The following is a 17619-nucleotide window of genomic DNA, read 5'->3' as shown; positions in this document are numbered from 1 at the left end:
GATCGATGGAGAGTGGACGGCACAGCGACACGAAAGAGTTAACGAGGGGCTTAAATTCAGCTCTTCGGGTATCAAATTTCCCTCTTCGGTGTGCTGAGCGAATGCAATTGGTGAGCTTTCGGCGTACTACTGCCCTGGTCTACGCCAGGGGCGTCTCAAAAGCTTTAGCACGTCGTGTCAATAATTCATGGCACCAACCGCGAGCCACCGAAGTGGGGGCATTGAGTGAAAGTCGGCGAAAACGGCGTCCGGCAATCGGCCGGGCACGCGACGACGACCGTGCAGGTCGTGCAGCAGCCCGTCCGGCAGTCCGTGCAGACGGCCCAAGCCGCGCAGAACGACGCCCGGCCGTGCGGCGACGTGCACGTCGTGCTCCCCGCCTACAACGAGGCGGTCGCACTCCCGGCGCTGCTGCGGCGCATCGCCGGCGTCGAGCTGTCCGACCGGATCACGGTGTGGGTGGTCGACGACGGTTCCTCCGACGGCACCGGCGACTGCGTGGCGGGCGTCCGCGGCCTGGACGTCCGGCTGGTGCGCCACCCGGTGAACCTCGGCCTCGGCCAGGCCGTCCAGTCCGGGCTGCGTGCGGTGCTCGACGCGGCCGCGGCGGACGACGTCCTGGTCGTGATGGACGCCGACGACACGCACGACCCGCGACTGATCTCCCCGCTGCTCGGGGAGATCGCGGCCGGCGCGGACGTGGTGATCTGCTCGCGCTTCGTCGACGGCGGCGACGACTCGACCGCACCGCGCTTCCGCCGGTTCCTGTCCCGCGGCGCGCGCGTCGTGTTCGGCCGGGTGCTGCACTTCGACGGCATCCAGGACTTCACCAGCGGCTTCCGCGCCTACCGGGTGAGCCTGCTGCGCCGGGCCGCCGCGCACTGGGGCGAGCGGCTGGTCGAGGAACGCGGGTTCGCCTGCATGGTCGAGCTGCTGCTGAAGCTGCGCCACTGCGGGCCGGTGGTCAGCGAGATCCCGTTCCGGCTGCGCTACGACCGCAAGCCCGGCGCCAGCAAGCTCCGGCTCGGCCGGACGCTGACCCAGTACCTGTTGCTGCTCACGCGTGACCGCCTCGCGCCCGTGCCGTACCGGAAGCTCTGATGGCGACGCCAGTGCGCAACGTCGTCGTGATCGGCGGAGGCATCTGCGGCCTCGCCACCGCACACCGGCTCGTGCGGGCCGGCCTGCCGGTGACGGTGCTCGAGAGCAGCGACCAGCTCGGCGGGCTCGGCACGTTCTTCCCGTCGCGGGGCCGGTGGGTGGAACGCTTCTACCACTGCGTGATGCCGACCGACGACGCGTTGCTCGGCCTGTTGGACGACGTGGGCCTGCGCGAGAGCATCGGCTGGCGGCGCACCACCATGGGCATGGTCGTCGAGGGCGCGCACCACCCGTTCAACTCCGCGCTGGACCTGCTGCGGTTCCGGGCGCTGAGCCTGCCGGACCGGGTGCGCTTCGGCGTGGTCTCGCTGCTGCTGCGGCGGTTGGGCAAGGGCAAGGACCTCGACCGCCTGCGCACCGAGGACTGGCTGCGGGGGTTGTACGGCGACGCCGTGTGGAGCACGCTGCTCGCCCCGCTGTTCGGCGCCAAGTTCGGTTCGGCGTTCGGCGACGTGCCCGCGCTGTACCTGTGGCAGCGCCTGGGCCGGGAGAGCAACGACTCGGTGCGCGGCTACCCGGCCGGTGGCTACAAGAACGTGGTCGACGCGCTGCGCCGGTCCATTGAGGACGGTGGCGGTGTCGTGCGCACCTCGGCTCCCGTGGCCCGCGTGGAGACCAGGGGCGAGCGGGTGGTCGTGACGCTGGCCGACGGCGAGTCGCTGGTGGCGGACCACGCGGTCTCCACCGTTCCGCTGCCCGCGTTGCGCGGTATCGCCGACGAGGAGCTGGCCCGGCGGCTGCCCGACGTGCGGTTGCGCTACCAGGGCGTCGTGAACACGTTGTTCTTCCTGCGCAAGCCGTTGTCGGGGCACTACTGGGCGCCGGTGCTGCGCTCGGGCACCGACTTCGACGGCGTGATCGAGATGTCCGCGCTGGCGGGCACCGAACCCTACGACGGCCGCCACCTCGTGTACGTCATGCGCTACACCGACCGCGACTCCGCGCTGTACCGCGAGGACGAGACCTCGATCGCACGGCGGTGGACGGAGCAGCTGCTGGCCCTGCACCCTGGCTTGTCGCCGGCGGACTTCGACGAGGTGCGCACGTTCAAGGCGCCGTTCGTGGAACCGGTGTACCCGCTGGGCTACCTGACCGACCGGCCGGCCGTCGAGGTGCCCGGCACCCGGCTGCTGCTCGCCACGACCGCCCACGTCTACCCGAACGTCACCAGCTGGAACTCGAGCGTCGAGCTCGCGAACTCGGTGACCGACCGCCTCCTGCGCGCCGCCAGGAGGCCCACGCCCCAGGAGATCGACGCATGGTCAGCAGAATCGGCGCGGTGATCACCGCTCTCACGGTCACCGCAGCCACCCTCGTTTCCTCCCAGCAGGTCCACGCCGACTCCGCGCCGCTGCTGCCCGACCTGCGGCAGGCGCCGATCGGGTGCCCCGGCGGGTTCGCCGGCAACCCGGACACGTGCCGCGACTGGGACGTGTGCCTGGTCGAGGACGCCTCGAAGCCGCGCGGCAAGTGCGCTCGCGAGGGCGGCCGGATCGAGGCGGTGCGCCTGCGGTTCACCACGTCCATCGACAACGTCGGCGACGGTCCCCTGCTGCTGCACGCGCACCGCGACAGCACCGACGTGCCGACTATGAAGGTGCGCCAGTCGATCCAGTCCGGTGTGGATGGTTCGATCGCGCGCACGTACGCCGAGGCGCGGCGCGAGACCACCTCGAGCGCCTACTACGAACCGGCGGAGTCGCACCAGCACTGGCACCTGCTCAACTTCGAGTACTTCCAGCTGCGCAGGCCCGACGGCGGCGTGGTCGTGACCGACCGCAAGAACGGCTTCTGCATCGGCGACCGCTACGACGTCGTGGACGACCTGCCGCGGCGCCCGCTCGACCCGGCCACGCCGGAGGGCCAGCTGGCGGCCCGGCTCAACGGGCACATGTGCGAGCACCACAACCCGGCCGCGCAGGACGTCCTGTTCGGGATCTCCGTCGGCTCCGGCGACGACTACAAGCACCGGGTCGACTTCCAGTGGCTCGACCTCACGCACGTGCCGTCGGGTGTCTACGACGTGGTCAACGCCGCGAACTCCGACCGGGCGTTGCTGGAGAAGGACTACAGCAACAACGCGTCGTCGATCGCGATCTCGCTGCAGTGGCCGCGCGGCGCGGTGCAGCCGCCCGCGACGATCACGTTCGCGCCGTCGGTGAAGCTGCTGCGCAGCTGTCCCGGCCGGGAGCGGTGCGCCGAGTCGAGGTAGTACCGGTTCGAATACCGAAACGGGGTGTCCGCAGTCGCGGGCACCCCGTTTCGCGTTTCTCGCGCGCTTTACCACACAACCAGTTAGCAGCACAAACTACTCACTCTGCGAAACCGCGTTCACCACTAGCACATCGGCACTCCGAACACAATTCGCCAGTTCGCGCAACCGAACACTGTTCGAGAACTGCATTCGCGCTCACGTCAATAGTCCGAGCAGTGCAATTTTGATCACAGTGGAGAGTGCCACACGCAACCCCGTTGGACCTTGACCTGGCCATGTGGTGAGTTGAGAGAATTCACTTCGCATTCCACCCCGACCGGACTGTGCCCTGACCTGATTCCCCAGCCGATCAGGAGACCCTGTCTTGAGCACGGCAGACTTCACCCTGCGCGATTTCGCCGTTGGGCAACTGCAGAGCCTGTTGCGCGCTGTCGGATTAGCGGATTCGGCGCGCAGTTCGACGGCGTTGCTGGGTGACGCATTGGGACCCGGCGCACTGCGCCCGTTGTCCGCTGTTCCGTCGTGGCCGTCATCGGTCGCCGACGACCACACACCTGTTGAATTCTCGGTCGCTTTGGCCAGGAACGAACCACCCGCGGTGCGGATGATCGTGGAGTCGCTCGCCGAACAGCCGGACAGCCGGGCCAACCTGACCGCGGCGCTGGCCGTGCTCGACCAGCTCGCCGCCCGGTACGACCTCGACCTGCGCCAGCTCGACCAGGTCCGCGACCTCTTCCTGCCGGAGGACCCGCAGGGCGCCTTCTCGTTCTGGTACTCGCTGATCGTCGGGGCCCACGCGGCACCGGCGATCAAGGTCTACCTCAACCCCGACGTGCGCGGCCCCGGACGCGGCACCGAGCTCGTCAGCGCGGCGCTGGACCGCCTCGGCCTCGGCCCCGCCTTCCCCGCCGTCGCCCGGCACGCCCTGCGCCGTGAGGGCCTGGACCGGTTCTCGTTCTTCGCCCTCGACCTGATGGACGACCACCGCGCGCGGGTGAAGACCTACGTCTCGCACGACTCCGCCGAGATCGCCGACGTCACGCACGCGGCGGCCGCGGTGCCCGGGGTGGACCTGGAGCTGCTGGCGGACGTCTGCGCGATCGCCGGTGCCGGCCCCGGCCCGTTCACCCGGCGCCCGCTGATGTCGGCCTACAACTTCCTCGCCGGCGACACCGAACGGCCGGGCGGCTACTCGGTCTACATCCCGGTGCGCGACTACGTGCAGGACGACCTGGAGGCGTGCGAGCGGGTCCTCGCGATCATGACCAGGTGCGGCCTCGACCCGACGCCGTTCGTGCTGGCGCTGACGAGCATCGTGCGCAGGCCGCTGGGTGACGGCGTCGGCCTCATCGCCCACGTCTCGCTGCGCCTGGGCCGGCCGCGCCCCGGCGTCACGGTCTACCTGTCCTCCGAGGCGTACGACGTGACCCCTCCCCGAACCACAGCCATGTCGTCGTAGTGCCGCAGTACGAGGAAAGAAGGCAGTGTCGTGGAGCCGTACCGCATCAAGGTCGTCGAGCCCATCCCCATCACCACCCGCGACTACCGCGAGCGCCGCTACGCCGAGGCGGGGTACAACCAGTTCAACCTCACCGCCGACGACGTCACGATCGACCTGCTGAGCGACTCCGGCACCGGTGCGCTCTCGGCCGAGCAGCAGGCCGCGGGCATGCGCGGTGACGAGACCTACGCGGGCGCCCGGTCGTTCTTCCGGTTCCGCGAGGTGGCCGAGGAGCTGACCGGCTTCCCGCACATCTACCCGGTGCACCAGGGCCGTGCCGCCGAGCGGATCCTGTTCTCCGCGCTGCTCAAGCCCGGCCAGCTCTCCGTGGGCAACACCCACTTCGACACCACCCGCGCGAACGTGGAGCTCGTCGGCGGCGTGGTGCGCGACCTGCCCTGCCCGGCAGCGGCCGACCTCGACAGCGACGCGCCGTTCAAGGGCGACATCGACCTCGTAGCGCTGGAGGCGGTGCTGTCCGGGCCGGAGGACGTCGGCCTGGTGCTGATGACGATCACCAACAACGGCGGCGGCGGGCAGCCGGTGTCGATGGCGAACCTGGAGGCCGTCAGCGCGCTGTGCCGCCGGTTCGGGGTGCCGTTCTTCCTCGACGCGGCCCGGTTCGCCGAGAACGCGTGGCTGGTGACGCAGCGGGAGGAGAAGTACCGCGACCACAGCCCGCGCGACGTCGCGAAGCTCGCGTTCCGGCTCGCCGACGGGTGCGTGGTGAGCCTGAAGAAGGACGGCATCGTCCACATCGGAGGGATGCTCGCCCTCACCGACCCCGACCTGGCCGAGCAGTGCGAGCTGCTGCTGATCGCCACCGAGGGTTTCCGCACCTACGGCGGGCTTTCCGGTCGTGACCTGGACATGTGCGCGCAGGGCCTGATGGAGGTCACGCACCCGGCGTACCTCAAGGAGCGGGCCGAGGCCACCGCGTACCTGGCCGAGTGCGCGCGCCAGGCCGGTGTGGAGAGCGTGCGTCCCGCCGGTGTGCACGCGGTGTACCTCAACGCGGGCCGGTTGCTGCCGCACATCCCGTCGCACCGGTTCACCGGTCACGCGCTGGCCTCGGAGCTGTACCTGGCGGGCGGTGTGCGGTGCGCCGAGCTGGGGTCGCTGTACCTCGGTGAGATCGACGAGTCCGGTGAGCTGCTGACGCCGGCGCCGTTCGAGCTGGTGCGCCTCGCGATCCCGCGCCGCGTCTACACCCGCAGCCACCTGGAGTACGTCGCCGAGACGCTCGCCGGCATCGCCAAGGACCCCGAGTCGGTGCCCGGCTACCGCCTCACCGAGGCACCCGCCGTCCTGCGCCCGTTCCGCGCCCGCCTCGCCCAGGTCCGCTGACGCGAGAAGGCCCCTCGGGTCACCACCGAGGGGCCTTCCGGTCCTGCGCGAAGATCAGGCGGGCACGCCGATGCGGCTCATCGCGTGCTCGATCACCCGCACCAGCACCGCCTTCGACGACTCGCGGTCACGGGCGTCGCACAGCACCAACGGCACCGCGTCACCGACGTCGAGGGCGTGGCGCACCTCGGCCTCGGTGTAGGAGTAGCTGCCGTCGAAGCAGTTCACCGCGACCACGAACGGGATCTGGCGGCGTTCGAAGAAGTCGATCGCCGCGAACCCGGTCTCCAGCCTGCGGGTGTCGACCAGCACCACGGCACCGATCGCACCGGAGGCCAGCTCATCCCACATGAACCAGAACCGGTCCTGGCCCGGTGTGCCGAACAGGTACAGCACCAGCTCGGTGTTGATCGTGATGCGGCCGAAGTCCAGCGCGACCGTCGTCGTGTTCTTGCCCTCGACGCCGACGATGTCGTCGATCTCCTCACCCGCGGCGGTGAGGAGCTCCTCGGTGCGCAGCGGGGTGATCTCGCTGACCGACCCGACCAGCGTGGTCTTGCCCGCGCCGAACCCGCCGGCGACGACGATCTTGACGGCGACGGGGACGGCGAGGTCGTCGTCGCGCTGGTCAGATTGCACGGACACCATCCAGCACCTTCTGCAGTAGGTTCATGTCCATCGCGGTCGCCATCCGCGACGGGTCGCGGGTGATGACGTCTCCGCGCTGGATCAGGTCGCTCAGCAGCACCTTCACCACGACCAGCGGTGCGTGCAGGTACGCGGCGACCTCCGCGACGGACAACGGCTTGCGGCACAGCTTCATGATCTCGGTGTGCTCCACCGAGAGCGAGGCGGGGTCGTTCGAGGTGCGGATCGACCGCACCTGGGTCGTGAGGTGCAGATCGCCCCACACCGGCCGGGTGCGGCCGCTGACCAGCGCGTAGGGCCGGACGAGCGGGCCGGCCGCCTCGTCGTACCACCAGTCTCCCGAGTGGACGGTCATGACAACCCGAGTGCGCTGGGCAACGGGGTGCGCGGCGCGGTGGACAGGTAACCGCCCACGCGCTTCACGAGCATGTTCATCTCGTAGGCGATCATGCCCATGTCCGCGTCCTCGTCACCGACGACGGCGAGGCAGGCACCCTGCCCGGCCGCGGTGACGAACAGGTACGCGCGCTCCATCTCCACGATGGTCTGGCGCACCTGGCCGCCGCCGAAGTGCCGGCCGGTGCCGCGGGCGAGCGACTGGAACGCCGACGCCATGGCGGAGAGGTGGTCTGAGTCGTCCTTCGACAGCTCGGGCGAACGGGCCAGCAGCAGACCGTCAGCGGAGAGCACCACCGCGTGCCGAGCACCGACCACTCTGCTCACGAGGTCGTCCAGCAGCCAGTTGAGCTTGGCCTGCCCGCCGGTCATCTCTTCCATGGGAAATCGCCTTTCGCTTTCCGGAGTCCCAGTGCGCATCACGGTTCGAGGTCGTGGGGGTCCGCGGTCCTGGCGTCACGAGCGCCGCGCTGGAACGCGGACAGGCCGTCACGGGCGCGTTCGGCCCGTTCCTCGGCGTCGAACTCGGTGAAGTCGGGATCGGGACGCAGGTCGTCGGTCGCCAGCTGGGGCACGAGGTGCTGCTGCCGCTGCCGGCGCGGCAGCTGCGGCCGTTCGTCCTGGCGCACTTCGCCACCTCCCGCGGCGGTGTCGGTGTCGGTGGGCCAGCTCTCCGGCCGGGTGTGCGCGCGGGACAGCTCGGTGCCGTCGGTGCCGGTGACCGGCACGTGGCCCTTGGTCGAGGCGCCCGCCCAGAACTGGTCCAGCTCGGACCCCGACTCCGCCGGCGGGCGTGCCTGCGACGGCACGTGGGTCTCAGGGCGCACCTGCTGCACCTGCTGGCGGTAGGAGGGCCGGGGAAGCTGCGGCACGTCCGTGGTGTCGGCCGCGCCCGCGTCGCCCGCGAGCAGCTCGGCCGGGATGAGCACCAGCGCGATCGTGCCGCCGGAGGAGCACTCGCGCAGCTCGACCCGGATGCCGCGGCGCGCGGCGAGGCGTGCGACGACGAACAGGCCCAGGCGCGACTCACCACGCAGGCGCATCGCCTCGAAGTCGGGCGGCGCGGCCAGCATCTGGTTGTGCAGCTCGCGGTCCTCGGCCTTGATGCCCAGGCCTTGGTCCTCGATCTCCACGACGATGCCCTGCGGCACCTCGCTGGTGTGCACCTCGACCTGCGAGCGCGGCGGGGAGAACGAGGTGGCGTTGTCGACGAGCTCGGCGATCAGGTGGATCGTGTCGGCGACGGCGGCACCGGTGAGCGCCACCTCGGGCACCGGGTTCACCTTGACCCGCGCGTACTGCTCGGTCTCCGCGACGGCCGCGCGCACCACGTCGAGCATGCGCACGGGCTTGCGCCACTGCCGGCCCGGCTGCTCGCCGGTGAGGATGATCAGGTTCTCCGCGTTGCGGCGCGCGCGGGTGGCGAGGTGGTCGAGCTGGAAGAACGCGTCGAGCTGCTCGGGGTTCTCCTCCTCGTGCTGCAGCCGGTCCAGGATCTTCAGCTGGCGGTGCACCAGGCCCTGGTTGCGGCGCGCGATGTCGAGGAAGACCCGGTTGACGCCCTCACGGGTCTGGCTCTCCTTGACCGCCGCGGCGACGGCGGTGTACTGCGCGGCGTTGAACGCGTCGGCCACCTGGCCGATCTCGTCGTTGCCGTAGTCGAGCGAGGGGACCTCGGCGGCGACGTCGACGTGCTTGCCCTCGCGCAGCCGCTCGACGATGTCGGGCAGGCGCTCGTGGGCGAGCTTGAGCGAGTCGCTCTTCAGGCTGGTCAGGCGCACGATCAACGCCTTGTTGACCAGCCGGTTGGAGATGCGGACGGCGACGAAGATGCCGGCGATGACCGCGAGCAGGGCGACGAGGCTGCCGATGAGGACGGTGTTGAACTTGTTCTCGCCGTTCTCCAGCGCGACGTTCACGGCGCCGTTGGACTGCTCCTGCACCATCGTGGTGAGCTCGGTGGACACGGCGCGGCTGGCGGTCTCCCAGTCGGAGGCCCCGACGGAGTTGCCGATGGGCCGTTCCGCGTTCTGCAGCAGGCGGTTCTCCAGCGCGCCCAGCTGCTGCCAGGACGGGCTGGTGATCACGCGCTGGTAGTGGTCGCGCACCTCCTTCAGCGCGTTGGGCTCGATCGCGTTGAGCGACGAGCGGTACGCGCCGACGAGGTAGACGAACTCGCGGTGGTCCTCGGGCGTGAACCGGCCGGCGGTGAGCGCACCGGCGGCGACGGACCCGGCGCGCGACATCGAGTCGGCGGCCTGGAAGTACTGCACGGCGGCCAGGGCGCTCTGCACCGTGGGCGCGTCGGGGACGATGCGGGCCTGCGTGTTGTAGAGCGAGGCGCCCGCGTCGAGCACGCTGTTGTAGAAGCGGTAGACCTCGGCCTTGGACGCGGTGCCCGCCTCGATCACGGCACGCTGCTGCGGCAGCTGGTCCAGCAGCCCGTTGAGCCTGCCGATGCTGTCCACGACCTCCTGCGGCGCCTGGGCGGCGAGATCGGTGAACGCGGTCTTCATCGTGCTGAGGTCGGAGTCGGTTTCCAGCCACTGCTTCTGCAGTGCGGAACTACCCGAACCCGGCCGGCTCAGGTTCGTCATGCTGAGCTCGCGTTCCTTCTGCAGGGACGCGAACGACTGCACCGCCGGAATCGACGCGTCCCGCACACCCGAGGCGACCAGCCGCAGGTAGAGACCGTCGAACACGGTGTACGACGAGAACAGCACCCACATCACCAGAAGCACGATGCTGGGAACAACGACAACACCGGTGAGCCGGGACCGAATTGTCTTGTAATTTGTGTCAGGCACGTTCTTCAGCTTCACAACGCTCCACGACCACCTGAATTGGCGACGGAAAGATAGCACCGCGAGAACAGCACGACCAACCGTAGATGATCATGCATTGCGGTTGCCGAGCAGGGTACTCAGTCAACCGGCCACGGCGACACCCAGGTCCACGTGCGCATCTCAGCATACGGAGCAGCGCAAGGCTGGTCCGTCAGGAGCACGCCAAACACCGTTCGAGCAGAGAGAACGACACGAATTGCCGCGCCGCTTGACAGCGGGTTGACCGATTTGGATTCGCTGACAATGTGAACCGAATCACATGAACGAGCCTTCGGTTGTTTCGGAAATTCACAGCGCACATCTCGACGGCCGCACCGGTTTGTGCTAACCGAAGAACGCACCGCGGCCCGTTCGGGCAGCCCGCTGTCCGGTTGCACCGGGAAACCCGCGCGCACCAGCACCGGGACGCGCGCACACCGAGCAGGCACCGCTCGGCCTCGTCCCCAGGCAGCCGCGCGAGCACCGCGTCGTACAGCTCGGGCAGCACCGGCTCGGCAGCCGCGACCACTTCGCGCCCGAAGTCCCTCCGGCCCTCACCCGGCCCGGCGGTGGACCGAGACCGCGTAGTCGCCGCCGCGGAACTCGGCGCGGTCCCACGTCGCGTAGCGCTCGGCCAGCTCCAGGCCCGCGTCCGCGCAGTGCCGGTCGTACTCGTCGGCCGAGTACCCGCGGTCGAGGCCGAACCCCGCGACGAGGACGGTGTCGACGTGCCGCGCGACCCCCGCGACCAGGGCGCCCTGCGTGCCGGGCGGGGTGAACAGCGGCACGTTGCCCGCCATCACCACCACGTCGAAGACCCGGCCGAGGTCCAGTGCGGCCAGATCGGACTCGACCCAGTCGATCTCCGGGGCCTTGGCGCGCGCCGTGGCCAGCATGGACGCGTCCACATCGGCACCGACGACCTCGATGCCGTGCCGGGCCAGCTCTATCCCGACCCGCCCGGTGCCGCACCCGGCGTCCAGCACGGACGTGGGCCCGTACGCCCGCACGAAGGTCGCTTCGCCGTGCACGTCCACTCCCGACGCGGCGAGCTCGTCGAACCTGGCCTGGTACTCCGCTCCGTTCCACACGGACCCGAGCCTAACCCTCGGATCGGCGGATACCGCGCGTGTGGGAGCGCTGCCAAGGTCGAGTGCATGACGCGCTTTCTGCTGGCAGTGGCGTTGGTCGTGGCCGCGGCCTCTCCCGCGCAGGCTGCTCCCGCCCGGTGGTTCGGGACCTGGGCCGCCGCACCGTCCTCCGCGGTCCCCGGCACGGAGAACGGCTACGCGAACCACTCGTTCCGCAACATCGTCCACGTGAGCGCGGGCGGTCGTGAGATCCGCGTGCGGCTGTCCAACGCCTACGGCCGCACACCGGTGCTGTTCGGGCAGGTCACCGTGGCGCTGGCGGCCGGACCGGACACCCCGTCCGCGCTGCCCGGCACCATGCGCACCCTCACGTGGGGCGGCGCGGCGTCCATCACCGCCCCGCCCGGTGCCGACGTGGTGAGCGACGGCGTGGCGCTGACCGTGCCCGCCGACTCCGACCTGCTGGTCTCGGTCTTCACGCCGGCGGCGGGCGGCCCGGTCACCCACCACCAGCTCACGATGCAGAACTCGTACCTGACCCGCGAGGGCAACCACACCGCCGCCGAGTCGGGCGCCGCCTACCGCGAGCGCACGACCGCCTGGCACTACGTCTCGGGCGTCGACGTGCGCTCGTCCACGTTGCGCGGCAGCGTGGTCGCACTGGGCGACTCCATCACCGACGGTGCGAACTCCACCTGGGGCGCCAACCTGCGCTGGCCCGACCAGCTCGCCGACCGCGTCAACACCCGCTACGGCATCGTGAACGCGGGCATCAGCGGCAACCGCCTGCTCCTCGACGGCGGCTCGGCCGGACCGAACGCCCTGGCCCGGCTGAACCGCGACGTGCTGACCCAGTCCGGCGTCCGCACGGTGATCGTGTTCGAGGGCATCAACGACATCCAGCAGACCCCGCACGAGACGAACCCGGAGAAGATCATCGCGGCCCTGCGGCAGATCGCCGCCCGCGCCCACGACCGCGGCCTGCGCGTGGTGGGCGCGACGATCACGCCGTTCAAGGGCTGGTACAGCTACACCCCCGAGCTCGAACAGGTGCGACAGGCGGTCAACGCCCACATCCGCGGCAGCGCCGAGTTCGACGCGGTGGTGGACTTCGACGCGGTGGTCCGCGACCCGGCCGACCCGCAGCGGATCAGGCCGGAGTACGACCAGGGCGACCACCTGCACCCCGGTGACAAGGGGTTCGAGGCGATGGCACGGGCGGTGCGGGTGGCGGCGCTCTGAGCCACACGGCCCAGGGCGTGCTGATCTTCGACTGCTCGCGCACGGGGGTGGCTAAGCTCGCGGTGTGATCACTCCAGGGGGCCGTGAGCTGTGGGTGGACCTGAACGAGGTCGTCGCCCGTGACCACGGCGACGAGCGCACGGCGGCGTTGGAGGAGGTCGTGCGGCGCGCGGACGCCGCGGACGCACCGCGTGTGACCTTCTTGGCGCGCAGGGAGTTGGCGGCCGCGCACCAGACGGACGGGCGCTGGGACCTCGTGTACCCGCTGCTGGAGGAGTGCCTGCAGGAGCACGAGCACCGGCCGTGGCGGTTTGAGCGCGACGACGAGGCCGAGCTGCTGGAGTGGTACGCGTGGCTGGTCGAGGCCATGGTGGACTTCCCGGAGCGGGCGCTGTCGGAGATCCACGCGAGCGCGGCGGACCTGGAGCACCGGTTCCGGCAGCGGGACCTGCCGCTGGGCGACGTCTACCGGGCGCACCACGGGATCGCGGTGCACGTCGGCGACCTGGCGTGGGCGCGGGAGGCGTTCGCGCGGCAGGTCGCGGCGACCGCACCGGAGGACCCGTGGCTCGACGCCCACCGGATCGACCACCTGCTGGCGCTGGGTGACGAGGAGCAGGCGCTGCGGCTGGCTGAACCGTTCCTGCGCGAGCCAGGGGTGTCCGACGAGCTGACGACGCGGGTGCGGCACCTGGTGCTGTTACCGCTGGCCCGTGCGGGCCGGTGGGAGGACGCGGCGCTCACGTTCCGGCGGCTCACGCGCGGGATGTCCGGCGAGTACTCGCGGTTGGAGGACCACGGCGGGATGGCGCAGTTCTGCGCGCTCACCGGCAACCTGAGCGAGGGCACGATCTGGCTCGGACCGGTGGAGGAGCTGGGCGAGCGCAAACGCCCACTGGCCACAATGGAGTACGCCGCCTCCGCCACCCTGCTCACCCGCCAGCTCGGCTGGATGGACACCGAACGCCGCCTGCGCGCGCTCGCGCAGGACCTGGCCGCGCGGTTCGACCGCCGCAACGCCACCACGGCGTGCGGCGACCGCGTCCGGCGCAAGCTCGAAGCAGAGCAGCTCGTCGACTTCCTGCCGCTGTACCCCACCAGCCGCCCGCCGCTCCCCGCGCCACCGCCGCGGCTGAGCGACGCCGAGCTGCTGCGCCGCTCCGAGCTGCACGACCTGCGCTGCGAACCCGACGAGGCGCGCGTGTGCCTGTCCCTGGTGGGCGACGACCTGCCGGAACCGCTGCGCGCCCAGCGCGACGAGCTCACCGCGAAGTTCTTCCAGAGCCCCGAGACCGGCACGGTCCTGCGCCGGGCCGCCCGCACGTACGAGGAGCACGGCGACCACCGGCGCGCGGAGCTCACCCGCTGCTGGATCGGCCTGTGGGTCGTGCACGAGGGCGACGTCGAGGGCGGGGTCGCCGCGGTGAGGGACGCCGTCGAGCGGCTCCACGAGGTGGGCGACGGCCAGGCGTGGGGCGAGTACTGGCTCGCGTACGTGCTGGCGGGCCAGAACGAGCACGAACAGGCGCTGGCCGCCGTCGAGCGGGGCAAGCGCCACGCCCACGACCCGCTCGCCCTGGGCACGCTGCAGGCCCTCGAAGCACAGCTCACCGGCCAGCCGCCGGTGGAGGCCTACGAGACGTTCGTGCGCAACGACGTGCCGGAAAAGGCCCTGGAGGCGCTGTACCTGCTGCCGGAGGACATCACGCGCACGGCACCGGAGCACCCCCGCGTCGCCGGGCACCTGAGCTACCTGCGGGCGCTGCGCACGATCAACGCCGGCATGCCGGAGCTCGCCGTCGACGACCTCAACGAGGCCGTGGGACAGGCCCAGCGCCGCAACAACGCCACCGTCGAGCAGTGGTTCCACCTGACGCACGCGAACTACGCCGCACGCCGCTACGAGGACGCCGTCGACGCCGGGCTCAAGGCCGTGGCGTGGCTCGACCACCTCAAGACCGAGGACGCGAGCTGGGAGCAGGCCGCCGACGAGACCCGGTTCCTGGTCGCGCAGTGCTACCAGCTGCTCGGCGACCAGCCGGCCGCGGTCCGGGAGTACCGCGTGCTGGCGGCCGGTGACGGGCCGATGGCGGCGGCCGCGTTCGTGGCGGCCACCGCCCTGCTGGAGGCTTAAGGCCTGTGTCGAGGTCCGTGTTCGCGACAGCCGGGCGCTCGACACAGGCCCTAGCGCGCCATCCGGCGGTGCTGCAGGGCCACCTCCCCCGGTCGCGCGGCCCGGTCCAGGAACATCAGGCCGTCCATCCGGCAGGTGCAGGCGTTGCCCTCGCGGTCGTTCTGCGGGTAGCTGCCGCCGACCTTGAGGCCGCGCGGGTCGGTGGCCGACGCGACGTCCGGTTCGGGTTCGCCCTCCAGCCGCCACGGGTCGCCGGCCGTCACGTACCGACCGGCCAGCGGCTTCCCGTTGCGGTACAACGCCATCTCGCCGGTGTCGAAGTCGAACGTCGCCGCCAGGAACACCCATTCGCCCACGGGCAGCAGCTCCCGCCAGTCCGCCGACGCCGCGAACGTCTGCGAGGCACCGCCGTCGAGCCGGCGGGCCAGTGCGACCAGCTTCAGGGAGCCGTCCACGCTGATGAGCTCCAGCAACGCGCGCACCGCGTGGCCGTTCGAGTCACCGGACAGCACACCGGCGAGACCGATGGCGTCGTAGAGGTCGTCCGGGTCGGGGGTGTTCGAGTTCGGGGCCGGGTTCTGGCCCGTCATCTTCACCCAGCCCAGGATCGACGCTTCACGAGCGCCGTTGAACGCCCGCAGCGACGGCACGCCGGACGCGCTGTAGAGGCCTGCCTTCCAGTCGTCGTTGCCGGCGGTCGCGGGGTTGACCTGCTTGAGCTGCACCGAGGTGCGCGAGCCGCGGTACGCCCCGTCGCGCACCCGCATGTCCGCGCCGCCGTTGACCAGCGACAGCGCGGTGCCCGAACGGCCGCGGTCCTGTTCCAGGGCAGCGTTCCCAGGTACCGGGTGCTCGAAGTCGTAGTGCGCCAACAGGTTCGGCGCCAGCGCTAGCAGCACGGACGGCGCAGCGGACGAGGCGGGTGCGGCGAGACCGGCCGCGAACACCGCCGCCACCACCAGGGTGAGCAGCCGCATCACCGCACCCCCTGACCGCGCACCAGGAGGTCGCGCAGCCGGCCGACGTTGTCGAAGGAGCCGAACCCGACCCGGCCGGACGTGAACGTCCGGTCCACAGCGGTCATCAGCGGGTACCGCGACCCGTCCAGGTACACCGCGATCTCCCCCGAGCCGGCGCAGTGCCGGACGCGGACGCGGTGCCACGCCGTGTCGGTGACCGCCGGGGCCGCGCCGACCGAACGCACGGCGTCCCACTGGTGGTCCAGGCGCACCCGGTCGGCGTTGTTCACCACGAAGATCCCGTTGTGCGGGTAGGTCCTGTTGTCCGACGACAGGTGTGCGTAGTAGAACTCCGTGTCCGAGCGGTACCCGAACACGATGATCACGTCCCGGTTCGGCTCCGCCACCGGCGTGTCCAGCCGCACGGAGGCGTCGACCTGCACCGAGCCGAACTCCGGTCCCCTGCTCAGCACCGCGTACTCGAACGGCCGCCGCGGACCGGGTCGCGCCGTGCCGGCCTGCGCCAGCACGACCTCGCGGCCGGGGAACTGCCACAGCGACGGCGTCACCGGTGCCCACGAGTGCTCCGAGGTGGCGCCGGCGACGAGGTCGTGGCCGGTGGAGCAGGCGGCGAACGTGCGCGCGCCGGTCACCTTCCAGACCTTGCCGTTCGCCTTGGCCAGCACGTACAGCTCACCGGCCGCGTCCTGCCCGAACCGCAGGTCGACGCGGGGGTCACCGGCCAGCGCCTGCAACGTGGTCCGCTGCCCGCCGGAGTACACCGCCAGCTCGCGCGACTCGGCGAACGGCCGCCCTGCGCTCAACGCGCGTTCGTCGGCGGTGAACAGCAGGCCCTTCACGCCTTCGCCGTAGACGTACTTGCCGCGCAACGAGGGGATCTTCGCGCCGCGGTAGACGAACCCGCCCATCAACGCGTTGCCGCTGTCCGCGCACGGGCGCGTGGTGGAGGACCGGTTGTGGTCGAACCCGGTGACCGGGTAGGTGTAGCCGAACCGCGCGTCGTCAGCGGGCAGCGGGAACACGCCGCACGACGGGTCGCCGCGGCGGAACACCCACTGCGCCTCGCGTTCGCTCCAGCCGAGGTTCGCGCCCTTGCGGACCTCGTAGACGGCGTCGACGGCTTTTTCGCCGATGTGGCCCATGAACATCTTGTGCGTGCCGCCCGCGTCCCAGCTGAAGCGGTACGGGTCGCGCATGCCGTAGGCGTAGATCTCGCCCAGCGCGCCCGCCTTGCCCACGAACGGGTTCGAGCGCGGGATGCCGTAGCGGCCGTTCGCGCCGTCGGTGCCGGCGGGGTCGATGCGCAGGATCTTGCCCTGCGGCAGCGAGAGGTCCTGCGGCACCGCCGTGGTGAAGCCGATCCCGCCGTCACCGGAGGCCAGGTAGAGCAACCCGAAGTCCTCGTCCCGCGGGCGTGCGGTCGGGTTGAAGCCGATCTCCTGGAAGCCGTGGATGAACGAGGCGTAGCCGACCCGCAGGACCTCGCGGCGGGTGCCGGAGAAGACGTCGGCGCTCGGGTCCGCCGCGGTCCACTCGGTGACCACGCCGTGGACCTGCGTCTCGCCGGAGGACGGCAGGTCGGGCTTCTTGCCGGTGAGCGCGGACCCGGTCTCGGTGTGCACGGTGAAGAACCTGCCGGTGCGCCGGAAGTCCGGGTGGAACGCGGCGAACCCGAACCCGCTGCCCAGGCCGCGGTGGTTGTGGAAGTCGGGTCCGACCGCGGCGGCCAGGTCCAGGTAGGCGTGCCGGGTGCCGCCGTCGAGCAGGTACAGCGTGCCGTTCATGTCCGGCACGAACAACCGGCCGGACCCGTCCGGCACCTCGCCGAGGTAGTTGATCCGGTTGTAGCGCTGCAACCGCGAGTCCGTCGGCGGCGGCACCGGTTGCGACGCGGGCAGCCGCGCGACCTCGGTGAGCTCCAGGCCGATCCCGGACTGGCCGGGCGTCGGCAGCGGGTCGGCGATCGGGGCGTCCTGGGCGGACGCGGTCGGGACGAGGAGCGATGACAGCAGGATCATCGGTGCGGCCAGCCGGAACAAGCGTCGGTACATCCCCACCACCCTGTGGGCCAGGCCGTGC

The 17619-nt window shown here is 70.8% G+C and carries 14 protein-coding genes; 7 read left to right on the top strand and 7 right to left on the bottom strand.

The annotated features are described in order from the left end of the window. Positions 1 to 225 precede the first annotated feature (225 nt). The 5 genes from AB0A63_RS09500 (at position 226) to AB0A63_RS09480 (ending at position 6224) form a co-directional block, all read left to right on the top strand. Positions 226 to 1101 carry a glycosyltransferase gene (locus AB0A63_RS09500; RefSeq protein WP_360387539.1) on the top strand — a complete coding sequence of 292 codons (876 nt, stop codon included), beginning with the start codon at positions 226 to 228 and terminating at the stop codon, positions 1099 to 1101. Continuing rightward, on the top strand, positions 1101 to 2444 hold the full coding sequence (locus AB0A63_RS09495) for an FAD-dependent oxidoreductase (RefSeq protein WP_360387537.1): 1344 nt from the start codon (positions 1101 to 1103) through the stop codon (positions 2442 to 2444). The genes AB0A63_RS09500 and AB0A63_RS09495 overlap by 1 nt, the downstream gene beginning before the upstream one ends. Continuing rightward, a complete protein-coding gene (locus AB0A63_RS09490) occupies positions 2420 to 3373 on the top strand; it encodes a lysyl oxidase family protein (RefSeq protein ID WP_360387534.1) in 954 nt (317 codons plus the stop codon). The genes AB0A63_RS09495 and AB0A63_RS09490 overlap by 25 nt, the downstream gene beginning before the upstream one ends. 367 nt (positions 3374 to 3740) lie before the next feature. Next, positions 3741 to 4835 (top strand): tryptophan dimethylallyltransferase family protein, encoded by a 1095-nt coding sequence (locus AB0A63_RS09485; protein ID WP_360387531.1) that lies wholly within the window; start codon positions 3741 to 3743, stop codon positions 4833 to 4835. A 30-nt stretch (positions 4836 to 4865) separates the two neighbouring features. Beyond that, complete coding sequence (locus tag AB0A63_RS09480; protein WP_360387528.1) at positions 4866 to 6224, top strand: tryptophanase; 1359 nt, start codon at positions 4866 to 4868, stop codon at positions 6222 to 6224. A gap of 54 nt (positions 6225 to 6278) precedes the next feature. Here AB0A63_RS09480 and AB0A63_RS09475 read toward each other — a convergent pair whose 3' ends face one another. The 5 genes from AB0A63_RS09475 to AB0A63_RS09455 all read right to left on the bottom strand — a co-directional run bounded on the left by AB0A63_RS09475 (position 6279) and on the right by AB0A63_RS09455 (position 11184). Continuing rightward, positions 6279 to 6872 (bottom strand): ATP/GTP-binding protein, encoded by a 594-nt coding sequence (locus AB0A63_RS09475; RefSeq protein ID WP_360387526.1) that lies wholly within the window; start codon positions 6870 to 6872, stop codon positions 6279 to 6281. Continuing rightward, positions 6853 to 7227 carry a DUF742 domain-containing protein gene (locus AB0A63_RS09470; RefSeq protein WP_360387523.1) on the bottom strand — a complete coding sequence of 125 codons (375 nt, stop codon included), beginning with the start codon at positions 7225 to 7227 and terminating at the stop codon, positions 6853 to 6855. The genes AB0A63_RS09475 and AB0A63_RS09470 overlap by 20 nt, the downstream gene beginning before the upstream one ends. Beyond that, entirely contained in the window at positions 7224 to 7649 is a 426-nt protein-coding gene (locus tag AB0A63_RS09465; RefSeq protein WP_360387520.1) for a roadblock/LC7 domain-containing protein, read from the bottom strand. The genes AB0A63_RS09470 and AB0A63_RS09465 overlap by 4 nt, the downstream gene beginning before the upstream one ends. A gap of 38 nt (positions 7650 to 7687) precedes the next feature. Beyond that, positions 7688 to 9997, bottom strand: a complete 2310-nt coding sequence (locus tag AB0A63_RS09460) for a nitrate- and nitrite sensing domain-containing protein (protein ID WP_360388365.1) — start codon at positions 9995 to 9997, stop codon at positions 7688 to 7690. Positions 9998 to 10647: 650 nt separating this feature from the next. Beyond that, positions 10648 to 11184, bottom strand: a complete 537-nt coding sequence (locus tag AB0A63_RS09455) for a class I SAM-dependent methyltransferase (RefSeq protein WP_360387517.1) — start codon at positions 11182 to 11184, stop codon at positions 10648 to 10650. Between the two features lie 66 nt (positions 11185 to 11250). Here AB0A63_RS09455 and AB0A63_RS09450 point away from each other — a divergent pair, with 66 nt between their 5' ends. Together AB0A63_RS09450 and AB0A63_RS09445 are read left to right on the top strand one after the other, a co-directional pair. Beyond that, on the top strand, positions 11251 to 12426 hold the full coding sequence (locus tag AB0A63_RS09450) for an SGNH/GDSL hydrolase family protein (protein WP_360387514.1): 1176 nt from the start codon (positions 11251 to 11253) through the stop codon (positions 12424 to 12426). A 64-nt stretch (positions 12427 to 12490) separates the two neighbouring features. Next, the gene (locus tag AB0A63_RS09445) at positions 12491 to 14560 is read left to right on the top strand and encodes a hypothetical protein (RefSeq protein ID WP_360387512.1); all 2070 of its coding nucleotides are present in this window, start codon (positions 12491 to 12493) and stop codon (positions 14558 to 14560) included. 50 nt (positions 14561 to 14610) lie between these two features. Here the strand turns inward: AB0A63_RS09445 and AB0A63_RS09440 are convergent, their stop codons facing one another. Beyond that, on the bottom strand, positions 14611 to 15537 hold the full coding sequence (locus tag AB0A63_RS09440) for a hypothetical protein (RefSeq protein ID WP_360387510.1): 927 nt from the start codon (positions 15535 to 15537) through the stop codon (positions 14611 to 14613). Then, a complete protein-coding gene (locus tag AB0A63_RS09435) occupies positions 15537 to 17591 on the bottom strand; it encodes a PQQ-dependent sugar dehydrogenase (protein ID WP_360387507.1) in 2055 nt (684 codons plus the stop codon). The genes AB0A63_RS09440 and AB0A63_RS09435 overlap by 1 nt, the downstream gene beginning before the upstream one ends. Positions 17592 to 17619: the final 28 nt, after the last annotated feature.

Origin of the sequence: Lentzea sp. NPDC042327 (assembly GCF_040647275.1) — a bacterium.
GTDB lineage: Bacteria > Actinomycetota > Actinomycetes > Mycobacteriales > Pseudonocardiaceae > Lentzea.
The sequence above is the reverse complement of the archived record's forward strand: the minus strand, read 5'-3'. Positions and strand labels throughout refer to the sequence as shown.